We start from the raw sequence: 19,738 nt of genomic DNA, 5'->3' as shown, positions 1-19,738 counted from the left end.
ATGTTCTATCAGCTCTATGAATTGAACCATGCCGCGATGGCCCCGTTCCGGGCCACGGCCGACGCAATGCGCCTTGCCTACAGGAATCCGCTTAATCCCGTGGCACACACTGTCGTCGGACGAACACTTGCAGCAGGCTTCGAGGTCTTTGAGCGCGTGACACGACGTTACGGCAAACCCGAGTTCGGTCTGCCGTTTACCCAGATCGGTGGTCGACCGGTCGCCGTAAAGGAGCAGGTCGTCTGGAGCAGACCTTTCTGCAATCTCATCCATTTCGATCGCCAGCTGCCCGCCGGTCATTCCGATCCCAAGATCGTTCTCGTCGCTCCAATGTCCGGACATTATGCTACGCTCCTGCGCGGCACCGTGGAGGCGCTCCTTCCGGGAGCAGATGTTTATATTACAGACTGGATCGACGCGCGGATGGTTCCGGTCACCGACGGAGCCTTTGATCTCGACGACTATATCGACTACGTGATCGACATTCTGCACTACCTCGGGCCCGATACCCACGTTGTTGCGGTGTGCCAACCCTCGGTTCCCGTTCTGGCCGCGGTTGCGGTCATGGAAGCGAATGGCGATCCTCTTGCTCCGGCCACCATGACGCTTATGGGTGGTCCCATCGACACGCGGATCAATCCCACCGCGGTCAACGAGCTGGCAAAGAACAGGCCGCTCGAATGGTTCAGAGACAATGTCATCATGAATGTCCCATGGCCGCAGCCGGGCTTCATGCGTGCCGTCTATCCGGGCTTCCTGCAGCTCTCCGGCTTCATGTCGATGAACCTCGACAGGCATATGATCGCGCACAAGGATTTCTTTGTGAACCTGGTCAAGAACGACGGCGACTCTGCCGAGAAGCACCGTGATTTCTATGATGAGTATCTGGCCGTCATGGACCTGACAGCCGAATTCTATCTGCAGACCGTAGAGACCGTATTTATTCGGCATGCTCTGCCGACAGGGGAGATGACGCATCGTGGCAAGCCGGTGAATACAACGGCTATCCGCAATGTGGCGCTCCTTACCGTGGAGGGCGAGAACGACGACATATCCGGCGTCGGTCAGACGCGAGCAGCCCAATCGCTTTGCCCGAACATCCCGGAAGCTAAGCGAATGCATTATCTGCAGCCGGATGTCGGCCACTATGGTGTCTTCAATGGTTCGCGGTTCCGCAAGGAAATAGCCCCCCGCATCCTTGCCTTTGCGAACGAACACGCACGGGGAAAGAAGCAATCCGCCGTCAAGGGCGTGATCAAAGGTGGTCGTTCGGCCTGACCGAACGAACGACGCGACGGGCGGTAGGCCTAGTTTTGGCAGATTATCCTTGAAGCGGGCACGGCTCCTTCCCACATCGTTGTCAGCGGGCAGCATGTCGCGTCCGCGAAACGAGGATCATCGACAATGAACCAGTCTGCATTGCTTCGTCCGGATTGGACGCCGGCGACCGTTGCGCTCATGGTGCTCGGTTTCATCGTATTTTGGCCTTTGGGCCTTGCCATGCTTGCCTACATTCTGTTCGGCGACCGTTTTCGGAATTTCAAACGCGAGGCGAATATGACGGTCGACGGCATGTTCGGCCGTTGCCGCCACGGTCGCTATCGCGGGCCGCATTTCACGTCCGGCAATGTTGCTTTCGACGATTGGCGAAAGGCAGAGCTTGAGCGGTTGGAGGCTGAACGGCGCAAGCTCGACGAAATGCGGGAAGAATTCGACGCTTATCTGCGGGAGCTGAGGCGGGCAAAGGACCAGGAGGAGTTCAACCGCTTCATGAAGGACCGCGAAGCGGCGAAACGTCCCGGCGAAGGGCCTGTTCAACCGGCGACGTAAACATCTGCTGCATCATGACCGGGGCCGGCATCCGTGGATGCCGGTTTTTTCGCGTCCCGATGGCGAATCGGATACAAACAAGACCTATGTTTCAGCTCCTGAAGAAATCGACGCGACCGAAGGCGGTGCCGCAGCAGCGGGTGCTGCAGGTCAACGGTCGAGAGATGCCGCTGACAATCCGGCAAAATCCGCGCGCCACAAGAATTACCCTGAGGATCGAGCCAGGCGGTCGAGCCTTGAAGATGACAGTGCCGCGCGGCTTGCATCATTGGGAAGTCGATGAGTTCCTCGAACGCCATCAAGGTTGGTTGACGACGCGTCTGGCGCGTTACGGCTCGGAAAAGACGCTCCGACATGACGCCGAGATAGCCATCCGCGGTGTGCCTCACCGGATCATACATACGGGTCTTCTACGAGGCATTACGGAAACCATCGTGATCGACGGTCAATCCTTTCTGAGGGTGAGCGGCATGGAGGAACATATCGGTCGCCGGATAGCGACCTTTCTCAAGAAGGAAGCGCGTCGGGATCTGGAGAAGCTCGTGGCCACGCATGCCTCGCGCGTCAGGCGGCCCGTTCGTTCGCTGACGATGAAGGATACGCGCAGCCGCTGGGGCTCTTGTTCATGGGACGGCAATCTGAGCTTCTCCTGGCGTATCGTCATGGCTCCGCCGAACGTCATTGATTATCTCGCAGCCCACGAGGTCGCCCACTTGCGGGAGATGAACCACAGCGCCGCTTTCTGGGCCCTCTGCGGAGAGCTGTGCCCGGCGATGGACGAGGCGAAGGCTTGGCTGAAGCGGCACGGTGCGCAGCTGCACGCCATCGACTTTGGCTAGTATGGGCAAGGGCGAGCGGCGATTGTCGCAATTTGGCTCGACTCTTTTGTGTTTTCGTGCGACTTCGCTGCCATGATGCCGGATATCAAGATCTGCGGATTGAAAACGTCGGAGGCGGTCGACCGCGCGGTTGAACGCGGCGCGACTCATGTCGGTTTCATTTTTTTCGAGAAGAGTCCACGCAACATCGAACCTGAGATCGCCGGTGCGCTGGCTGATCGCGTGCGCGGACGCAGTAAGATCGTCGCAGTGACGGTCGATGCCGATACCGATGAGCTCGATGAAATCGTGGATTTGCTGAAGCCTGATATCCTCCAGCTGCACGGGAAGGAGAGCCCGGAACGTCTTCTCATGCTGAAGGCGCTTTACGGGCTTCCCATCATGAAAGCGTTTTCGATCCGGGAACCGGATGATCTGAAAAGGATCGAGCCGTATATCGGTATAGCCGATCGGTTTCTCTTCGATGCAAAGGCGCCGAGCGGCTCGGAATTGCCTGGTGGCAATGGCGTTCCTTTTGATTGGCGTGTGCTGCGCACGCTTGACGGCAGCGTCGAGTATATGCTTTCCGGCGGCCTCAATAAGGACAACGTAGCGGAGGCCCTGCGCGAGACAGGTGCCGGCGGTATCGACGTCTCCTCAGGTGTTGAGCGCGCGCCTGGTGTGAAGGACATCGCGATGATCGACGAGTTTTTTGCGGCAGTGAAACGCGCCTCTGCGCTTGAGCCGGTTTCAGGGAGCACGAAGTGAACCAGACACTATCACCGAATTCCTATCGTGAAGGTCCGGATGAAGATGGACGTTTCGGTATCTACGGCGGTCGCTTCGTGGCCGAGACCCTGATGCCGTTGATCCTTGATCTGCAGGCAGAGTGGGAAAAGGCTAAGAACGATCCGGAATTTCAGGCCGAGCTCGCCGGGCTTGGCGCCCACTACATTGGACGGCCAAGCCCGCTTTATTTCGCGGAACGCCTGACCGAGCACCTCGGCGGCGCGAAGATCTATTTCAAGCGCGAGGAACTCAACCATACCGGCTCGCACAAGATCAACAACTGCATTGGCCAGATTCTCCTCGCCAAGCGTATGGGCAAGAAACGCATCATCGCCGAAACCGGTGCCGGCCAACATGGCGTCGCCTCGGCTACCGTCGCCGCGCGGTTCGGTTTTCCCTGCGTGGTCTACATGGGCGCGACTGATGTTGAGCGCCAGGCGCCGAATGTCTTCCGCATGAAGCTGCTGGGTGCAGAGGTCAAACCGGTGACCTCGGGACATGGTACTCTCAAGGATGCCATGAACGAGGCGCTTCGGGACTGGGTCACGAACGTCGAGGACACCTATTACCTGATCGGCACCGCAGCGGGTCCGCATCCCTATCCGGAGATGGTTCGGGACTTCCAGTCGGTGATCGGCAAGGAAGCGCGCGAGCAAATTCTGGACGCAGAGGGCAAGCTTCCCGATCTCGTTATCGCTGCCGTCGGCGGTGGTTCGAACGCGATTGGCATCTTCCATCCGTTCCTTGATGATGCTGACGTCAAGATCGTCGGGGTCGAGGCAGGCGGAAAGGGGCTTTCCGGTGATGAGCATTGTGCGTCGATTACCGCGGGTTCCCCGGGTGTCCTGCATGGCAACCGGACTTATCTTCTCCAGGATACCGACGGCCAGATCAAGGAAGGGCACTCCATTTCCGCAGGTCTCGACTATCCGGGCATCGGGCCGGAACATGCCTGGCTGAACGATACCGGCCGCGCCGAGTATGTCCCGATCATGGATGGAGAGGCACTCGAAGCCTTCCAGCTGCTGACGAAACTTGAGGGGATCATTCCGGCCCTTGAGCCGTCGCACGCCGTTGCCGAGGTTATCAAGCGGGCGCCGACGATGCGCAAGGATCAGGTGATCCTGCTCAATCTCTCCGGTCGCGGTGACAAGGATATCTTCACCGTCGGCAAGATCCTCGGCATGGAGCTCTGAAATGACCGCACGTATGGATAAGAAGTTTGCCGAGCTGAAGGCGGAAGGCCGGCCGGCGCTGATCACCTACTTCATGGGCGGCGACCCTGACTTCGAGACTTCGCTTGCAATCATGAAGGCTTTGCCAGAGGCCGGTGCCGACGTGATCGAGCTCGGCATGCCATTTTCCGACCCGATGGCGGATGGCCCTGCGATCCAGATGGCAGGCCAGCGGGCACTGAAGTCCGGACAGACATTGAAGAAGACGCTTCAGTTGGCGCGTGATTTCCGGAAGGGAAATCAGCACACGCCGATCGTCATGATGGGTTACTACAACCCTATCTATGTATTCGGAGTCGAGAAGTTCCTCGACGAGGCGCTGGAGGCGGGCATTGACGGCCTCATCGTCGTAGACCTGCCGCCGGAAATGGATGACGAGCTTTGCATCCCTGCTCGCAGGAAAGACATCAACTTCATCCGCCTGGCGACACCGACAACGGATGACCGACGCCTTCCGACAGTACTGAGGAACACGTCGGGCTTCGTGTACTATGTATCCATGACGGGCATCACCGGCTCCGCCTTGCCGGATCCGTCCAAGGTGGCTGCAGCCGTCAATCGCATCAAGGCGCATACCGACTTGCCGATTTGCGTCGGCTTTGGTGTCAAGACGGCTGAACATGCGCGTCTGATCGGCGCCAATGCCGATGGTGTTGTGGTTGGCACCGCGATCGTGAATCAGGTCGCGTTGAGCCTCAACAAGGACGGAACAGCGAGTGCGGATACCGTGCAGGCCGTCGCGACCCTGGTGCAGGGGCTGGCGACCGGTGTCCGGGCCGCCCGGCTTGCCGCAGCAGAATAACACCCCATATCGGTGACATCAGTCAGGAGTTTAGTGACGTGAACTGGATTACCAACTACGTGCGGCCGCGCATCAATTCCATGCTCGGCCGCCGTGAGGTTCCGGAAAACCTCTGGATCAAATGCCCCGAAACCGGCGAGATGGTCTTTCACAAAGACCTCGAAGAGAACAAGTGGGTGATCCCGTCGTCCGGCTATCACATGAAGATGCCGGCGAAAGCGCGGCTCCTCGACCTCTTCGACAACGGAGCCTACGAGGCTTTGCCGCAGCCGAAGGTCGCACAGGATCCGCTGAAATTTCGCGACTCAAAAAAATACACAGATCGCCTGAAAGACAGCCGCTTGAAGACGGAGCAGGAAGACACGATCCTCGCTGGTCTCGGAACGGTCGAAGGCGTTAAGCTCGTAGCCGTTGTCCATGAATTCAACTTCATGGGTGGCTCGCTCGGAATTGCTGCCGGCGAGGCCATCGTGAAGGCGTTCGAGCGTGCTGTTGCCGAGAAATGCCCGCTCGTCATGTTCCCTGCTTCCGGCGGGGCGCGAATGCAGGAAGGTATTCTTTCGCTCATGCAGCTCCCGCGAACGACTGTTGCTGTGGAAATGCTGAAAGAAGCCGGACTTCCCTACATCGTCGTCCTGACCAATCCCACCACCGGTGGCGTGACGGCGTCCTATGCGATGCTGGGTGACCTCCATATCGCCGAGCCAGGCGCCGAGATCTGCTTTGCCGGCAAGCGTGTGATCGAACAGACGATTCGCGAGAAGCTGCCGGAAGGCTTCCAGACCTCTGAGTACCTGCTCGAACACGGCATGGTAGACATGGTCGCCAAGAGGCACGATATCCCGGCCCTTCTTGCCCGGCTGCTCCGCATGATGATGAGGCAACCGATGGCTGCCTGACGTTCCGCTTTCGAGAGGAAAAGGCAGCTCACCCCGAACTCTCTCCGGCAAGCCCGGAGTGCGGAATCCGTTATGAACAAGCCTGCATTCAGTGAGGCAGAGCACGAGATCGACAAGCTCATGGGATTGCATCCCAAGGGATTCGATCTCTCTCTTAGCCGCATCCGCCGTCTGCTCGAAGTGCTCGGCAATCCTCATCTGCGGATGCCGCCGGTGATCCATGTTGCCGGCACCAACGGTAAGGGCTCGGTCACGGCATTCTGCCGCGCGATCCTCGAGGCTGGCGGGCTCAGTGTCCACGTCCATACCTCACCGCATCTCGTCCGCTGGCATGAACGCTATCGCATCGGTCAGAAAGGTGGCAGAGGAGAGTTGGTTGACGATACGGTGTTCGCAGATGCGCTCCGTCGGGTTGCGGAAGCAAACGGCGGGCAAGCGATCACTGTTTTTGAGATTCTGACGGCCGTCACATTCATTCTGTTTTCGGAGCATCCGGCGGATGTCGCGATCGTAGAGGTCGGCCTGGGTGGTCGTTTCGATGCGACCAATGTCATCGAACATCCTGCCGTGTCGGTGATCATGCCGATATCGCTGGATCACCAATCCTATCTCGGTGATCGGGTCGAACTGATCGCGGCGGAGAAGGCAGGTATCATGAAACGTGGTTGTCCGGTTGTGATCGGGCATCAGGAATATGACGACGCCCGCGACGTTCTTATATCAACGGCGGAGCGCATCGGCTGTCCGGTTTCGATCTACGGGCAGGATTTCCTCGCCTATGAGGAGCAAGGGCGCCTGATCTATCAGGACGAATTCGGTCTCTCGGACCTGCCGTTGCCACGATTGCCTGGGCGTCATCAATACGCTAACGCAGCGGCGGCGATCCGTGCGGTGAAGGCGGCAGGCTTCGACGTAACAGAGGCAATGGCCGAGAAAGCAATGACATCGGTTGAATGGCCGGGCCGCTTGCAGCGGCTTGTTGCAGGTACGCTTTTGGCTCACGCGCCGACTGGCGCCGAAATATGGGTCGACGGCGGCCATAATCCCGGCGCAGGTGAGGTCATCGCGGAGGCCATGGCGGGTCTCGAGGAAAAGCAGCCGCGTCCGCTCTATCTGATCACAGGAATGATCAACACGAAGGATCCTGTCGGCTATTTCCAGGCCTTTGCTGGCCTGGCCCAAGAGGTTTTCACGGTTCCGATCAGAGGGACCGATGCCGCGCTGGATCCTGTCGCCCTGGCGCAAGCCGCATCAGATGCCGGCTTGCAGGCGTCGCCGATATCTTCGGTGGCGGATTCTCTACAGGCTATTGGGAATCGCCTGACGGCAGGCGAGGCTGCACCGCGGATCCTGATTGGTGGTTCGCTTTACCTTGTCGGCAACGTACTCGCGGACAACGGAACGCCGCCCAAATAAATGAAGCCCGGACAAGGCCGGGCTTCATCTATTTCGAGCTGATCCGGGCGAGGTCAGGCGGCGCTGGAGATCCAGCTCGCCAGCGCCGTCTTTGGCGAGGCACCGACCTTGATATCCGCTACTTCTCCGCCCTTGAAGATGGCCAAAGTCGGAATGGAGCGAACGCCGAACTTGGCGGCAAGCTCCGGATTCTCATCGATGTTGATCTTGGCAACCTTGATCTTACCCGCCATCTCGTTCGAGATCTCTTCCAGGCTCGGTGCAATCATTTTGCACGGACCGCACCACTCGGCCCAGAAGTCGACGACCACCGGCTGAGCGGACTCGAGGACTTCCGTCTGGAAGTTGGAATTGTCGACTTTTACCGTGGCCATAGGCTGCTCCTTTTCCGGTCGTGTTGGAGGGTTATCTGAGGCCCTCGCGATTGTTTTTCAAGATATGATATTTCACGAAGTCTTGAGGTCAGCAAGCGTCCGCATTAGCTCCGCGACAGGCACCGCCACGACGGTACCGGCTTCGGTGTAAGCCAGCAGACATTCGATTTCCTTCTGTGGATAGAGAGGTTTCAGAAGCTCTCGGTAGATCGCAAGCTGCGCGCGATGGCTGAAGGGTATGGCGTCCATGGTTCTCGGCGGTGAACGGTTCGTCTTGAAATCGAGAAGGATTACCCGGTCATCCGTGACGGCCAGACGATCGATGCGCCCCGAAACAGCTCGCGGCTGCCCGTCGATCATGACGGTTCCCATTATGGAGACCTCCGCTTGCGCGAGGGGTGAAAACACAGGCGCGAGATCGGGATGGTCGAGGATCGTGAGGACTGTTTTCACCAGCCGTTCGCGCTCACCGGCTGGCCAGAACCGTGCTGCGCGTTCGGCGTAGCGTCGTGCGGCGGCGTCGCGCTCGTCGACCGGAAGGGAAGGCAGAACCTGCAGCATCCGGTGAGTGAGCTTGCCCTTCTGCAGTGCTATGCCGTTGTCCGTCTTCTCGCTGAACAGCGGACTCCACACTGTGAGGTCCTCCCCGGCGTCATCGATGAAGGCGCCGGCGCCGGAGGGACTTAACGGCCGGGGAAGATGAGGTCCCGGCGGCAACGGCCGAAACAATGCGTCGGGAAGTGACACGTCAGGACGTTCGCTCTCGCTTTGTTGATGAAGGTCGAACGCTCTGGGAGGCGTCGGCAGGCGCCATTCCAACCCGCTCCATTTTCCTTCTGGGCCTTCGAACCGGGCTTCTGTGCAGTAGTCGTCGGAGCGTCCCAGCGCCTCGGAGATCATCTGATGCCAGGTATCCTTCGGCTCCTGCTTGCCACGGTAGCCGCATACGAACAGTCGATCTGCGGCCCGCGTCATCGCCACATATAGGAGTCGACGGTACTCCTCTTCAGCCAGCCGTCTCAGGCGCTCGGTGTCGGCAGCGATTACTGGGTTCTCCAGGGACTTGACCGGGACCCACGCCGGAAGCGGTGCCTCCATGCCTGCCTCGACGAGGCGGAGCTTCGACACGTGCGTGTGATTGAATGCCTTCGATCCGCCGTCCACGAGGAAGACCACGGGCGCTTCAAGGCCTTTCGAAGCGTGAACTGTCATGATCCGCACTTCGTCCCGATCCTTGTCATGCTCACGCTTGACCTCCGGCGCCTCCGTTTCGAGTGCCGAGACGAACGACTGCAGACCCGGAAGCCCGGCCGTTTCGAATGTCAGCGAGGAGTTGAGGAACTCGTCGAGGATGTCGGTAACCTCGCTTCCGAGACGTGCAAGGAAGGCGCGTCTGCCGCCTTCGGAGCCGAGGATGCGTGCATAGAAATCGTGGACAGACAGGTTCCGTGACAGCGAAATACACCTCGCAAGTCGGTCGGCGGCCGAGCGCCACTTGCCGCTGTCGTCGTCCGCGTGCCTCTGCAAAGCAGACCAGACGCTGCTTTCGGGTGGACGCGTTGCAGCGAGTTCGAACAGGTCTTCTTCACTCAGATCGAAGAGGGGACTTTTCAACAGCGCTGCGAGCGAAAGGTCGTCGTTTGGCAGCAGGACGAAACGGCCGAGCGCAAGCAGATCCTGCACGGCGATATGCCCGGTCAGGCGCAATCGGTCGGCGCCCGCGACCGGAATATTGTCTCGCCGCTTGAGTGCACGGGTGAGTGCATTGACGAAGGAATCCCGCTTGCGAACCAACACCAGGATGTCGCCTGGCCGGATCGGCCGCTCGACTCCCTTTTCAATGATTGTCTCGCGGCCGACCATTTGCTCGATCCGGTAAGCGATGCGGCGAGCCAGCACAGCAGAGGGCGCACTCTCGGGCGTGGCATCGAAGGGCGCTGTCCAGTCGTCGCTTGTCTCATTGATCTCGGGAGCGATCACTTCCCATAGGTCGACGGCACCCGGGTGGCCGGTGCGGCTGGACATATGGACGACCGACTCGTTCAAGGCGCTGAGGCCGCGGGCGTTCTCGTCGACAGAAAACACCTGGTCGACCGCCGAGAGCACCGCCGACGTCGAACGAAACGAAAGAGGGAGGCGGACAGCACTGAAGCGCTCGCCGCTGGACGACACGAGCCGGGCAGCAACGGTCGCCTCTTCGGAAAAGCGTTCGGGGCGTGCTCCCTGAAACGAGTAGATGGACTGTTTTTCGTCCCCTACGGCAAAGAACGTGCGGCTCAGTGCCTTCGCTCCGAGGCCGGAGAAAAAATCTTCCCGCAGCGATCGGATCACTGCCCACTGTATGGGGCTTGTATCCTGTGCCTCGTCGACAAGGATATGGTCAATTCCCTGATCGAGCTTGTAATGAACCCACGGGCCGACATCTCCACGGGTGAGAAGGCTGGCCGTGCGCTCGATCAGGTCTTCGAAATCGAGCTGACTGCGTGCTTTCTTAAGGTGTTCATAATCGCGATCGAGCCGTTTCGCGAGCGTTAGCGCGGCTTTGGTTGCCTCATACATCCGGAAGGTGGAGAGGCGCGCATGACAGGCAGCAACATGATCACGGGCGGAAACGAGCCGCTCGCGGAGATCAGGCATCGCTTTTGTCATGGCTGCGGTGCAGAGTGTACTGTCGGCACGCGGGCTTCCGGTTGAGGTGTAGAATGCCTTTTCGAGATGCTTGATACGGAGGAGGCCGTCCGCTTCCAGAGAAGCGGCGGCAAGAGCATCGGCGATCTCGCGAGCACGTTCGCCACCCTTGTCTCTTGCAAGCAACAGATATTCGGAGAGCGTCGCACCCGAAAGCTCCGGGAGCGGCCAGAAGCAGGAAGTAAGTGTGGCCTCCGTCGCCTCTGGTTCCAACTCCAGGCCCCGACGGAGAGTGAGGTCCGGTCCGCCCAGCCGGTGTGAGGCCGAAAGGAAGCGACGGATCGCGTGGCGGTTTGCAACGATTTCGCCGAGTAGGGCCTCCAGCCCGCTCTCGTCTGAAATGCTGAGGATACGCGAGAACGCGTCGGCAAGTTCCGGATCTTCCTCTGTCGAGGTCGCGGTCAGCAAACTCCGCCGGGCGTCGGCGAGTACCGCAGCTGCCGCCCTGTCGTCGAGGACAGAGAAGTGTCCGGCTACGTTGGCTTCGAGCGGGAATTGATGCAGCAGGGCTTCGCAGAAGGCATGGATCGTCTGAATCTTTAGTCCGCCGGGCGTCTCCAGTGCGCGTGCGAAGAGTTGACGTGCCTGCAACAACTTTGGTCGATCGGGAGCCTCGCCTTCGATTTCGCCAATGCGAGTGGCGAGATCGTCGTCAGGAAGCGTTGCCCATTCGGCGAGCCTCTCGAACACACGGTTCGACATCTCGGACGCAGCGGCTTTGGTATAAGTAAGGCAGAGAATGGATGCAGGTCTCGCGCCGGCCAGCAAAAGCCGAACGACCCTTTGTGTCAGTACGTGGGTCTTTCCTGATCCGGCATTGGCCGAAACCCAGGCCGAGCGGGCGGGATCGGACGCAAGTGCCTGCTGTGCCGTTGTCCAGTTGATCCAGACAAACGGATCATCACCCGCAGGCAGATCGGTGGGTTCATTCGTCATTGGACGATTCCTCCCCCTCTGCCGTCGACCATTCCGCCACCCGCGCAAGATGGTCGTACTCTCCGCCAAAGTCATTTTGCTGGGCGGGGATGAGACGGGAAACGAAGCCCCGTTCGCCTGAACGCAGCAAGCTCACCAGCCGGGTCAGCTCACCGAGCGCCTGTTCAGCGAGTTCTGTGGCGGACTTCTTGTTGTCTCCTCGCCCGTTCTCCTCGTTATTGACGACGTCTGCACGGAAACGTTCCCCCGGCCGCAGCCGTACATAGACAAGGTTTTCGGGGGACAGCGGGCCGACCTGACGGAAGCCGCCGGTCATGAGCGCCGCCGCCTCGAGCGCAAGCTGGGGATCGAGAAGGCTGCGGGCTTGCTGTACGCTGGGGCTTAGCCCTGTCTTGTAGTCGATGATATCGACGCCGCCGCTTGTCTTTAGGTCTAGGCGGTCGGCGATGCCGGTCAGACGTATACCCGCTGCCGGAAGTTCGACTCCGGCGGGAACCTCCGTGAGAATGCGGCGTATCGAAGGACGCCGCGCCGCATCCCAGGCAAGATATGAACGCGCGATTTCTCGGAAACGCTGCCGCCAGACGACGTCGACGTGAACCGGCAGGTTTTCGGCGTCGAAACAACGGTCGGCGATGGCCAGCATGGCCTGCAGCGCTTCCTTGGCATTCGGTGAATGCTCTTCGCGAACGAAACACTCCAGGATACGGTGATAGAGCGTTCCCCTTTCGGCGGCACCGGGATCGGTGTTGAACGGCTTGAGGGGATCGAGCCTCAATATCCGCCGTCCGTAGATCGCATATGGATCACGCCGCAGACGTCCGACTTCGGAAAAGGAGAAGCTTTTTGGTTGCAGTTCGGCGGGCGGCTTCGGAGCTGGCCTTTGCGCGGGCTGTTGCTCGCTGCCGCGATCGATCAAATCGGTGAAGCGCCGATACTGGTCGCCGCGTTCTTTCAAGTCGCGCGCCAAGGCAGGTCCGCCGAGCGCCAGAAGCCGCTGCAGCCAACGAGAGGCGACGGTCGGGGCCGAGCCCTGACGCAGGGAGCGCGAATAGATGATGTTCCGTGTTCCGTTCGCCATTTCGAAGTCGTGAGCGAGCTGACCGATACGTCGTTCCGGTGGCTCAAGTCCGATTTCCGCCTTCATCACGCGTGACAGAAACGGATTGTTTGTGGTCTGCCCCGGCCAGGAGCCTTCGTTGAGACTTCCGAGCACCAGCATATCGACACTCTGGAGACGAGCCTCGAGCGTGCCGAATATGAAGACACGCGGGTGCCTTAGCGCCTTCGGCTTGACGGCTTCGCCCGCGGCAAGCGCAGTCATGATGTCGATCCATTGTGGTCCGTCTGCCTCGATCTGACCGTCTGCCTCCATGATCTCACCAAGAAGGCTCGCCAGCTTGTCACCGGCTTCCTCGCTCCAGAGCGGGGCAAGGTCGCCGTCCGGTCCGCGGCAGACGGCTTCCAGAGACTGCCCGGTCCGTCGCGCCCATTCCGCGAGACCGGCTTTGGCCGAAAGACTGTTATGTCCATCCCGACGCACCAGCATGCTCGCGAGCGGCTCGACCGCGGTGCCGATCGCCGCGGCAAGATCCCGCGCTGCGTCGACCGCGGTTTTGGTCAGTGAGAGCCGCCACTGCGGCGGATGACGGTCAACCTTCTGTTCCTCGCAACGGGTGTCGAAAAGCGGCTGCAGGCTCGTGATATCGATGCCGTGCGTTCCGCCGCGCAGCGCTATCATCTCCAGCGCCTGGATTGCTTCGTCGTATCCGTCCTGTTCGAATCCAAAGCGGGCGAGGGGATGCTTGAGCAGAGATACGACTGGAACCGGATCGCCGGGGCGTAACGTAGCCTCCAGCAGCAGCTGTGTCAGTGTACCTTGTGGCGTCGCGCTGAGCGGTGTTCCGGCGGAATCATCGGCGATAATTCCGAAGCGGGCGAGTTCCGCCGCAACGCGCCGCGCAAGATTGCGATCGGGCGTGATGAGGGCAGCCTTACTGTCTCCGTCGGCGCCGGGTTTCTCCAAAGCGAGCCGGAGGGCGATGGCGATCGCTGTGGCTTCCTCTCGTTCATTCGCAGCTTCAATGAGTGCGACCTCACCAAAAGCCTTTCGGATGCGGTCAAGGCCGAACTCGGAGTGCCACGCGTTCCAATTGGCGGTTGCGGAGGCGGGCGCCATGGCGCGTGAAAGGACTTCCGCGCGGTCTGCGAGTACAGGCGGGGCAGCCGCGAGTTCGGTCACGTCCGACCGGGTGATCTGCAAATGCCGAAGCAATCTGCTCAGGCCATACTGTGGGTGGCTCCGACCTGCGGGATCCTGCAGAGTGTGCTTGGAGTCTTCTATTCCCACGTTCTTCCAGTCCGCTTCCGGCATGGAGAGGTCGAGACCAGGCAGTACGACTGCGCCTTGCGGCAGGCGGGCGACGGTGGCAATGAGATCGGCAGCGGCGGGAATCGAGCCGGTCGAACCGGCGACGATGATCGGTCCCTCTGCGGCGTCTGCCAAGCGTACTGCCTCGCTGCGGAGAAGTGCGTTTCGATGTCCGTGTGGAGACGAGCGCCGGAGCTCCTCCAGGCGCGCCGGCCAGAAGGTCGTAGCAACCCGCAGAAAGGCGAGCGTGAGCTGCCACCATGACGCGAAATCCTCCTTGTCGAGTTTTTCGAGGTCGGACCAATCCCGTTCCTCGGTCTCGATGGCCTCGATGAGTTCGGTCAGGGCACGGGCGAGCCAGATCGCGTCGGCCGGACTCGCCGGCGCCACCAAGGGTGTATCGGAGTGAATGTTACGGACTATTTCCGGCAACTGGTTGCGCCAGGCGAGAACGAGGCGCGAGAGCTCCAGCAGCATGACCGTTCCGTTGACCGGCGGCGCGAGATCGAAGGCGACAGGATTGTCCACTTCGAAGAAGCCACCGTCTTCGTCCATTTCACCCAGCGGGCGAATCACGGGAAGAATCGCTGATCGGCCACCGAGAAGATCGACGAATTCCGACCGCAATACACGTGCCGCACGTCGGGTGGGGACGAGGACCGTGACCTTTGCGAGCGACAGAGGATCGACGGGGTCGTATTTGTAGCCGGGTGCAAGTTCTCCGTCGATGAGCTTTCGCGCGAGCACCTTGAGGAAAGGCAGGCCCGGCGGGATCGTCAGAACGCGCGGCTCAAACGCCCTCGCCATTACACAAACCCTAATTTTGCAGGCTCCGGATCGCGTCTTCAGCTTCGCCGATCGCCTCCGGGGTTCCTACCGTTATCCAGTGTCCGTTCAATGTTAGCCCGAAGAGGCGACCTTTGGCGATGGCACGGTCGAAATAGATGTTGAGGTTGAAGGCATCGGGCGGAGCATCGGCCAGGAGAGACGGGTTCATGACGAGCGCGCCGGCATAGACGACGGGACGCGCATCTCCCGGCTGGTAACGCGTCAAGTGTCCTTGCTCATCGAGATTGAAGTCGTTCTTGCCGTTGTGGCCGCTCGTGTGATCGGGATCAGCGCAAAGAAGCGCCATATCCATGCGTGCGGGATCAAAGAAGCTGGCGAGCCGCTCGAGATTGCTCCCGTGGTTGCGTTTGTCACCGATCCAGAACAGATCCGCATTCATGACGAAGACCGTCGCGTCGCCAAGGAGGCGCAGGCCCTTGGCGAGCCCGCCGCCTGAGTTCATCAACGCTTCCCGTTCGTCGGAGACGATGACTTGCAGCCGTGGATAGCTTTCCAGATAGTCGATCATCTGTTCGGCGTGGTGGTGGACATTCACCACCACGCGCTCCACGCCGGCGTCGGCAAGCAGGTCGAGCGCGTACTCTATCATCGCCTTCCCGGCTACCTTCACGAGCGGTTTGGGAATGGTGTCGGTGACAGGTCGCAACCGGGTCCCGAGTCCGGCAGCAAGCACCATTGCGTCAGTGATCTTCATTCGTCTTACTGAGCTGATTCGGCTGTCTCAATCCCAGCCTTTACGCACCATTCTCGTAAAGGGGCAAGGACCGGATGCTCGAACGCGATGCCAAGATACCACAGCGTCCGCGGCATGTGCTTGATGTAGCCGGGCTTTTTATCACGCTGAAGCAGCCGCACCCAAAGACCCGCAAGCTTGCAGGCTCTTTGCGCGGACATGATCGACCACGCCTTGCGGAACGCATTCTCGTCAAACAGGCCCCGGGCTTGCCGCAACTTTACGTATTCTTTTGTCAACTCGTCGGCGAGATCACGTTCGACGGTAACGCGTGCGTCTTGCACGATGGAAACCACGTCGTAAGCCGAAGGCCCGATCATTGCATCCTGGAAATCGATGAGTCCGACGCGTCGTATACCCTCTTCGCCGGCACGCCACAGGATATTTGGTGAATGAAAGTCCCGCAGGACCAGCGTCTTTTCGGCGTCGTCGAGCTCGTCGATCAGTCTGTCCCAGATCGCCAGGTATTCGGCACGCTCCGAAGCGGTGGCAGGGGTGCCGTTTCGCTTCCAGGGGAGGTGCCAGTCGATCAGGAGTTCGACCTCCATCTTCATCGCCGTCCTGTCATAGTCCGGCACGTAATGGACGTGACCGCCCGGCAGCGAAATATAGCGGTCGAAGGTGGTGTCGTGCATCTGTGCAAGGCAGGCGACGGCGGCGCGGTAACGTTCGGGAAGCGGCTTTCCATTCTCGTCGAGGATGGTTTCCGCACCAAGGTCTTCGAGAAGCAGAATCCCTGCTTCACAGTCACTTTCCACGATCTGTGGCGCGCTGAAGCCGCGCTCTCGCAGGCTCGTGGCGATGGCGACGAACGGATAAACGTCCTCCGCAAGATGGACAATCTGCGAGTAAGGCTTTCCATCGCGAATGGGAGGGCCGTTTGGTCGTCGCGGCGCGTCCATGAGGACCAGGCGATCGCCCTTGGTCGTATAGAGATATTCATACGCCCTGGTGGAGGCGTCACCAATCAAGTGGCGGCGGGTAGATCCGCGATAGCCGCGCCCATCAAGGAAGTGGCGAATGGCCAGCTTACGCTCGATCCGTTGGAGCCGCTGGGGTGAGGCGGAAATGGTTACGCGGCGCCCGCCTCTCTCGAAATCAAGCTGGATATCGATGCGGTCCGCCGGCAGTGCGTGTCCGGCCTTCTCCGGCCACTCGACGAGACAGACGCCGGTATCGAGTGCATCGCTGAAACCGATCTCCTCCAATTCCATTTCGTCGCTCAGGCGATAGAGATCGAAGTGAGCAAGCGGGAGCCGAAGGTCGTAGTTCTGAACGAGAGTAAACGTCGGGCTCGGTACCTCGAGGCTGTCGTCATCGGCTATTGCACGCAAGAGCGCGCGCGCCAGCGTGGACTTGCCTGCGCCCAGATCACCGGAAAGTGCAAGGCAATCTCCGGTCGTGACGGCAAGCGCAAGATCTTCGCCGAGACGACGCGTCTCGTCCTCTGCAGCTAGAAAGAGTGTGAGGCTGTTCGAACTCATTCTGCGGCAACGGATTGCGGGACGGCAGCCGACGGGATTTGACAGTGGACCGTGGTGCCGCGACCGGGATCGCTGTCGATGGAGACTGTGCCGTTGTGCAGGCTGACGAAGCTTTCGACGATCGAAAGTCCGAGGCCCGCACCGGTACGCTTGCCGCCCTTGCCGTTCGATGAGAAACGGTCGAAGACCGTGGCAAGGACGTCCTGAGGAATGCCGCAACCGCGGTCGGTTACGTCGAAGACGAAGTCAGTGCCCTCGCGCCAGCATCTGAGATTGACGATGGCGCCTTCCGGCGAGAAGTTGACTGCATTGGTCAAAAGCTTGACCAGGATCTGTTTCAGTCGCTGCGGATCCGCAACGATCTGTCCGAGATGAGCCGACGCGTTGATGTCCAGTGCGACGTTATTTTCCTGCAGCCTGTCGGTCATCTGCATCGATACGTCATCGAGAAGGTCGTTCAGATCGATCTCGGCATATTCGAGCCGCATGATGCCCGCGTCGACCGTTGCCAGATCGAGAATGTCGTTGACGATCGTCAGCAAGACGGCCGACGAGGTCGAGATATGATCTATATATTCCGCCTGACGTTCGTTCAGAGGTCCGACGACCGGCGTTTTGAGCAGGTCGGTAAAGCCGATGATGTTGGTAAGCGGGGAGCGCAGCTCATAGGAGACATGCTGCACGAACTCGTTCTTGAGTTCGTCCGCTTTCAGCAGGGCTTCGTTCTTTTCCTTCAGGGCGCGTTCTGCACGCACGCTGTCGGTCATGTTCACAAAGGTCAGCATGGTCTGTGCGTTCGGAAGCGGCGTCACCGCGAAATCGAGCACAAGGCCTGAATAAAGCTCGAGGGTTCCCTGGCTCGACGGACGCTCGTCGTCGAAGCTCGTGATCATCTTGCTGAACGCCTTCCATCCGTCCGGCTTGTCGTAGGACGGTGCACAGGCCGCCTCGATGCTGCGGATATGGGTTCCCGGCGCGGCTTCCGCCTCGGTGATGCCCCAGAGCGCGCGGAAGGCCGGGTTGGAGAGCTGAATGCGCCCGTCGGGACCGAAGACCGCAACACCTTCGGAGAGGTGATCGATTGTCTCGCCCTGCACACGCACCAGCGTGTTGTAGCGGGTCTCGAGGTCCACCTGGTCCGTGAGGTTTTCAAAAACCCAGGTTGCACCGCCTTGTGGATGCGCCGAGGCGATGACGCGCAGGATTTGACCGTTTGGAAGGTGCCAAAGATCGGTCTGTGTCTCGAAGGACCGGTAGACGGAAAGGGCGTTTTCCTTCCAATTCTTCCAGTTGAGTTGCTCAGGCAGCTTCTTTGCCGCTCGCAGCCGATCAAGAAATTCGCTGTTGTCCGGACGCGCTTCAAGGAACGGTGTGTCGAGCTGCCACAATTGGGCGAAGGCCTGGTTGTAGAACTGGAGCCGGCGGTCCCCATCGAAGATTGCCACCGGCGTGGCCAGGTGGTCCAACGTGTCGGCGTGGCTTTTGAGGGTACGAACAAGCTCTTCGCGCAATGCTTCAGCTTGCGAGATGTCGATTGCCATGCCGCCGGAACCCGACGGGCTTCTTGCATCAACGACGTCGAAGAAGGTCCGATTGCCGCGCACGACAGTGGAGACCTTCTCGTGGAACGGTGATTCGGGCGTCGATGTCGCTCGAATCCTTTCCCGGGAGACAGTCCCCAGGATCTCCCGGGCCTCGTCGATTGCCTGGGTGGGCGAGCTGGCTTCCACCGCCTCGGAGTAGGCTTGGTTGACCCAGACCAGTCGTCCTTCCGCATCGCGCTGCCAGACCGGCTGCTCGATCGCGTCGAGAAGTGCTTCGAAGGTCGCGATGGAGGCTTTCAATCGGGATCGTTCGATCTTTAGCTCCGCGAGCTCGGCGCGGAGATTGTTGAGGGCTACGAACCGTGCAAAGGCCCGACCGCCTGACAGCCGTCCTTGCACTTCTATCACTTCCTGACGCGTCGTTTCGACGATCAGGTCGAAGGACTGGGCATCGAAACGCAGCCGCTCTATCGCCTTGTCCAGTTCGCCGGCGGAGGATGGCTTGAGCCAGCGACCGAAAGCCAGAAATTCGTTGTCTGCCTGTGGAGCACCCGTTTCGCCGGGGAGCTGGCCGAGGAATTCAGGTTTGCGGTCGTTGCCGTCCCAGATGACGATGCGTCTGTTCTTGTCCGCGATGATTGCCTGGTAGCGGGAAATTCGTTGCTTCGCGTCGGAGAGCGCAGAGCGCATCTCATGACTTTCAGCCTCGAGCGCGCCACGCTGGCGGATGAGCCAAACCGCCGACAGCAGCGCGGCGGAGAGGATGCCGATGACAAGCGAAAAACCGACCATTTCGACGGATGTGAAGAGTCGTTGCGTCTGGCCGGGAACCGCTTCCGCCTTTGCGATCGCCGGCAGGAGCATGCCGGCAAGCATCGTGCCTGCGAGATAGGCTCTCCGCCATTGCAGCAGGGCGACCCCACGCGTCTCACCGCTGTCCACGAGCTTCGGACTGCGTGCGAGCAGGCGC

At 60.1% G+C, this 19,738-nt stretch carries 14 protein-coding genes; 8 read left to right on the top strand and 6 right to left on the bottom strand.

What is annotated here, in order from left to right:
* The 8 genes from H4I97_RS17335 to H4I97_RS17300 all read left to right on the top strand — a co-directional run bounded on the left by H4I97_RS17335 (position 1) and on the right by H4I97_RS17300 (position 7,789).
* Positions 1-1,278, top strand: a complete 1,278-nt coding sequence (locus H4I97_RS17335) for a polyhydroxyalkanoate depolymerase (protein WP_182305832.1) — start codon at positions 1-3, stop codon at positions 1,276-1,278.
* 126 nt (positions 1,279-1,404) lie between these two features.
* Positions 1,405-1,830 carry a DUF2852 domain-containing protein gene (locus H4I97_RS17330; RefSeq protein WP_182305831.1) on the top strand — a complete coding sequence of 142 codons (426 nt, stop codon included), beginning with the start codon at positions 1,405-1,407 and terminating at the stop codon, positions 1,828-1,830.
* Positions 1,831-1,916: 86 nt separating this feature from the next.
* A complete protein-coding gene (locus tag H4I97_RS17325) occupies positions 1,917-2,669 on the top strand; it encodes a M48 family metallopeptidase (RefSeq protein WP_182307700.1) in 753 nt (250 codons plus the stop codon).
* A gap of 72 nt (positions 2,670-2,741) precedes the next feature.
* Positions 2,742-3,416, top strand: coding sequence for a phosphoribosylanthranilate isomerase (locus H4I97_RS17320; RefSeq protein ID WP_182305830.1), 675 nt, complete (start codon positions 2,742-2,744; stop codon positions 3,414-3,416).
* The gene (gene trpB, locus H4I97_RS17315) at positions 3,413-4,633 is read left to right on the top strand and encodes a tryptophan synthase subunit beta (protein WP_182305829.1); all 1,221 of its coding nucleotides are present in this window, start codon (positions 3,413-3,415) and stop codon (positions 4,631-4,633) included. The genes H4I97_RS17320 and trpB overlap by 4 nt, the downstream gene beginning before the upstream one ends.
* A 1-nt stretch (position 4,634) precedes the next feature.
* Positions 4,635-5,474 carry a tryptophan synthase subunit alpha gene (gene trpA, locus H4I97_RS17310; protein WP_182305828.1) on the top strand — a complete coding sequence of 280 codons (840 nt, stop codon included), beginning with the start codon at positions 4,635-4,637 and terminating at the stop codon, positions 5,472-5,474.
* Between the two features lie 38 nt (positions 5,475-5,512).
* On the top strand, positions 5,513-6,373 hold the full coding sequence (gene accD, locus H4I97_RS17305) for an acetyl-CoA carboxylase, carboxyltransferase subunit beta (protein ID WP_182305827.1): 861 nt from the start codon (positions 5,513-5,515) through the stop codon (positions 6,371-6,373).
* Between the two features lie 72 nt (positions 6,374-6,445).
* Positions 6,446-7,789: a bifunctional folylpolyglutamate synthase/dihydrofolate synthase gene (locus H4I97_RS17300; protein WP_244658671.1), complete on the top strand. Its 1,344-nt coding sequence runs from the start codon at positions 6,446-6,448 to the stop codon at positions 7,787-7,789.
* A gap of 53 nt (positions 7,790-7,842) precedes the next feature.
* Here H4I97_RS17300 and trxA read toward each other — a convergent pair whose 3' ends face one another.
* From trxA to H4I97_RS17270, 6 genes are all read right to left on the bottom strand, one after another.
* On the bottom strand, positions 7,843-8,163 hold the full coding sequence (gene trxA, locus H4I97_RS17295) for a thioredoxin (protein ID WP_182305826.1): 321 nt from the start codon (positions 8,161-8,163) through the stop codon (positions 7,843-7,845).
* A 72-nt stretch (positions 8,164-8,235) separates the two neighbouring features.
* Positions 8,236-11,787, bottom strand: a complete 3,552-nt coding sequence (gene addA, locus H4I97_RS17290) for a double-strand break repair helicase AddA (RefSeq protein WP_182305825.1) — start codon at positions 11,785-11,787, stop codon at positions 8,236-8,238.
* Positions 11,777-14,965 carry a double-strand break repair protein AddB gene (addB, locus tag H4I97_RS17285; protein ID WP_182305824.1) on the bottom strand — a complete coding sequence of 1,063 codons (3,189 nt, stop codon included), beginning with the start codon at positions 14,963-14,965 and terminating at the stop codon, positions 11,777-11,779. The genes addA and addB overlap by 11 nt, the downstream gene beginning before the upstream one ends.
* Before the next feature lie 10 nt (positions 14,966-14,975).
* Positions 14,976-15,701: a nucleotidyltransferase family protein gene (locus H4I97_RS17280; RefSeq protein WP_182305823.1), complete on the bottom strand. Its 726-nt coding sequence runs from the start codon at positions 15,699-15,701 to the stop codon at positions 14,976-14,978.
* A 5-nt stretch (positions 15,702-15,706) separates the two neighbouring features.
* Entirely contained in the window at positions 15,707-17,224 is a 1,518-nt protein-coding gene (gene tsaE, locus H4I97_RS17275) for a tRNA (adenosine(37)-N6)-threonylcarbamoyltransferase complex ATPase subunit type 1 TsaE (protein WP_182305822.1), read from the bottom strand.
* Positions 17,221-19,710, bottom strand: a complete 2,490-nt coding sequence (locus H4I97_RS17270) for a PAS domain-containing sensor histidine kinase (protein WP_244658800.1) — start codon at positions 19,708-19,710, stop codon at positions 17,221-17,223. Before H4I97_RS17270 ends, tsaE begins: the two co-directional genes overlap by 4 nt.
* Positions 19,711-19,738 lie beyond the last annotated feature (28 nt).

This window comes from Ciceribacter thiooxidans, assembly GCF_014126615.1.
GTDB lineage: Bacteria > Pseudomonadota > Alphaproteobacteria > Rhizobiales > Rhizobiaceae > Allorhizobium > Allorhizobium thiooxidans.
The sequence above is the reverse complement of the archived record's forward strand: the minus strand, read 5'-3'. Positions and strand labels throughout refer to the sequence as shown.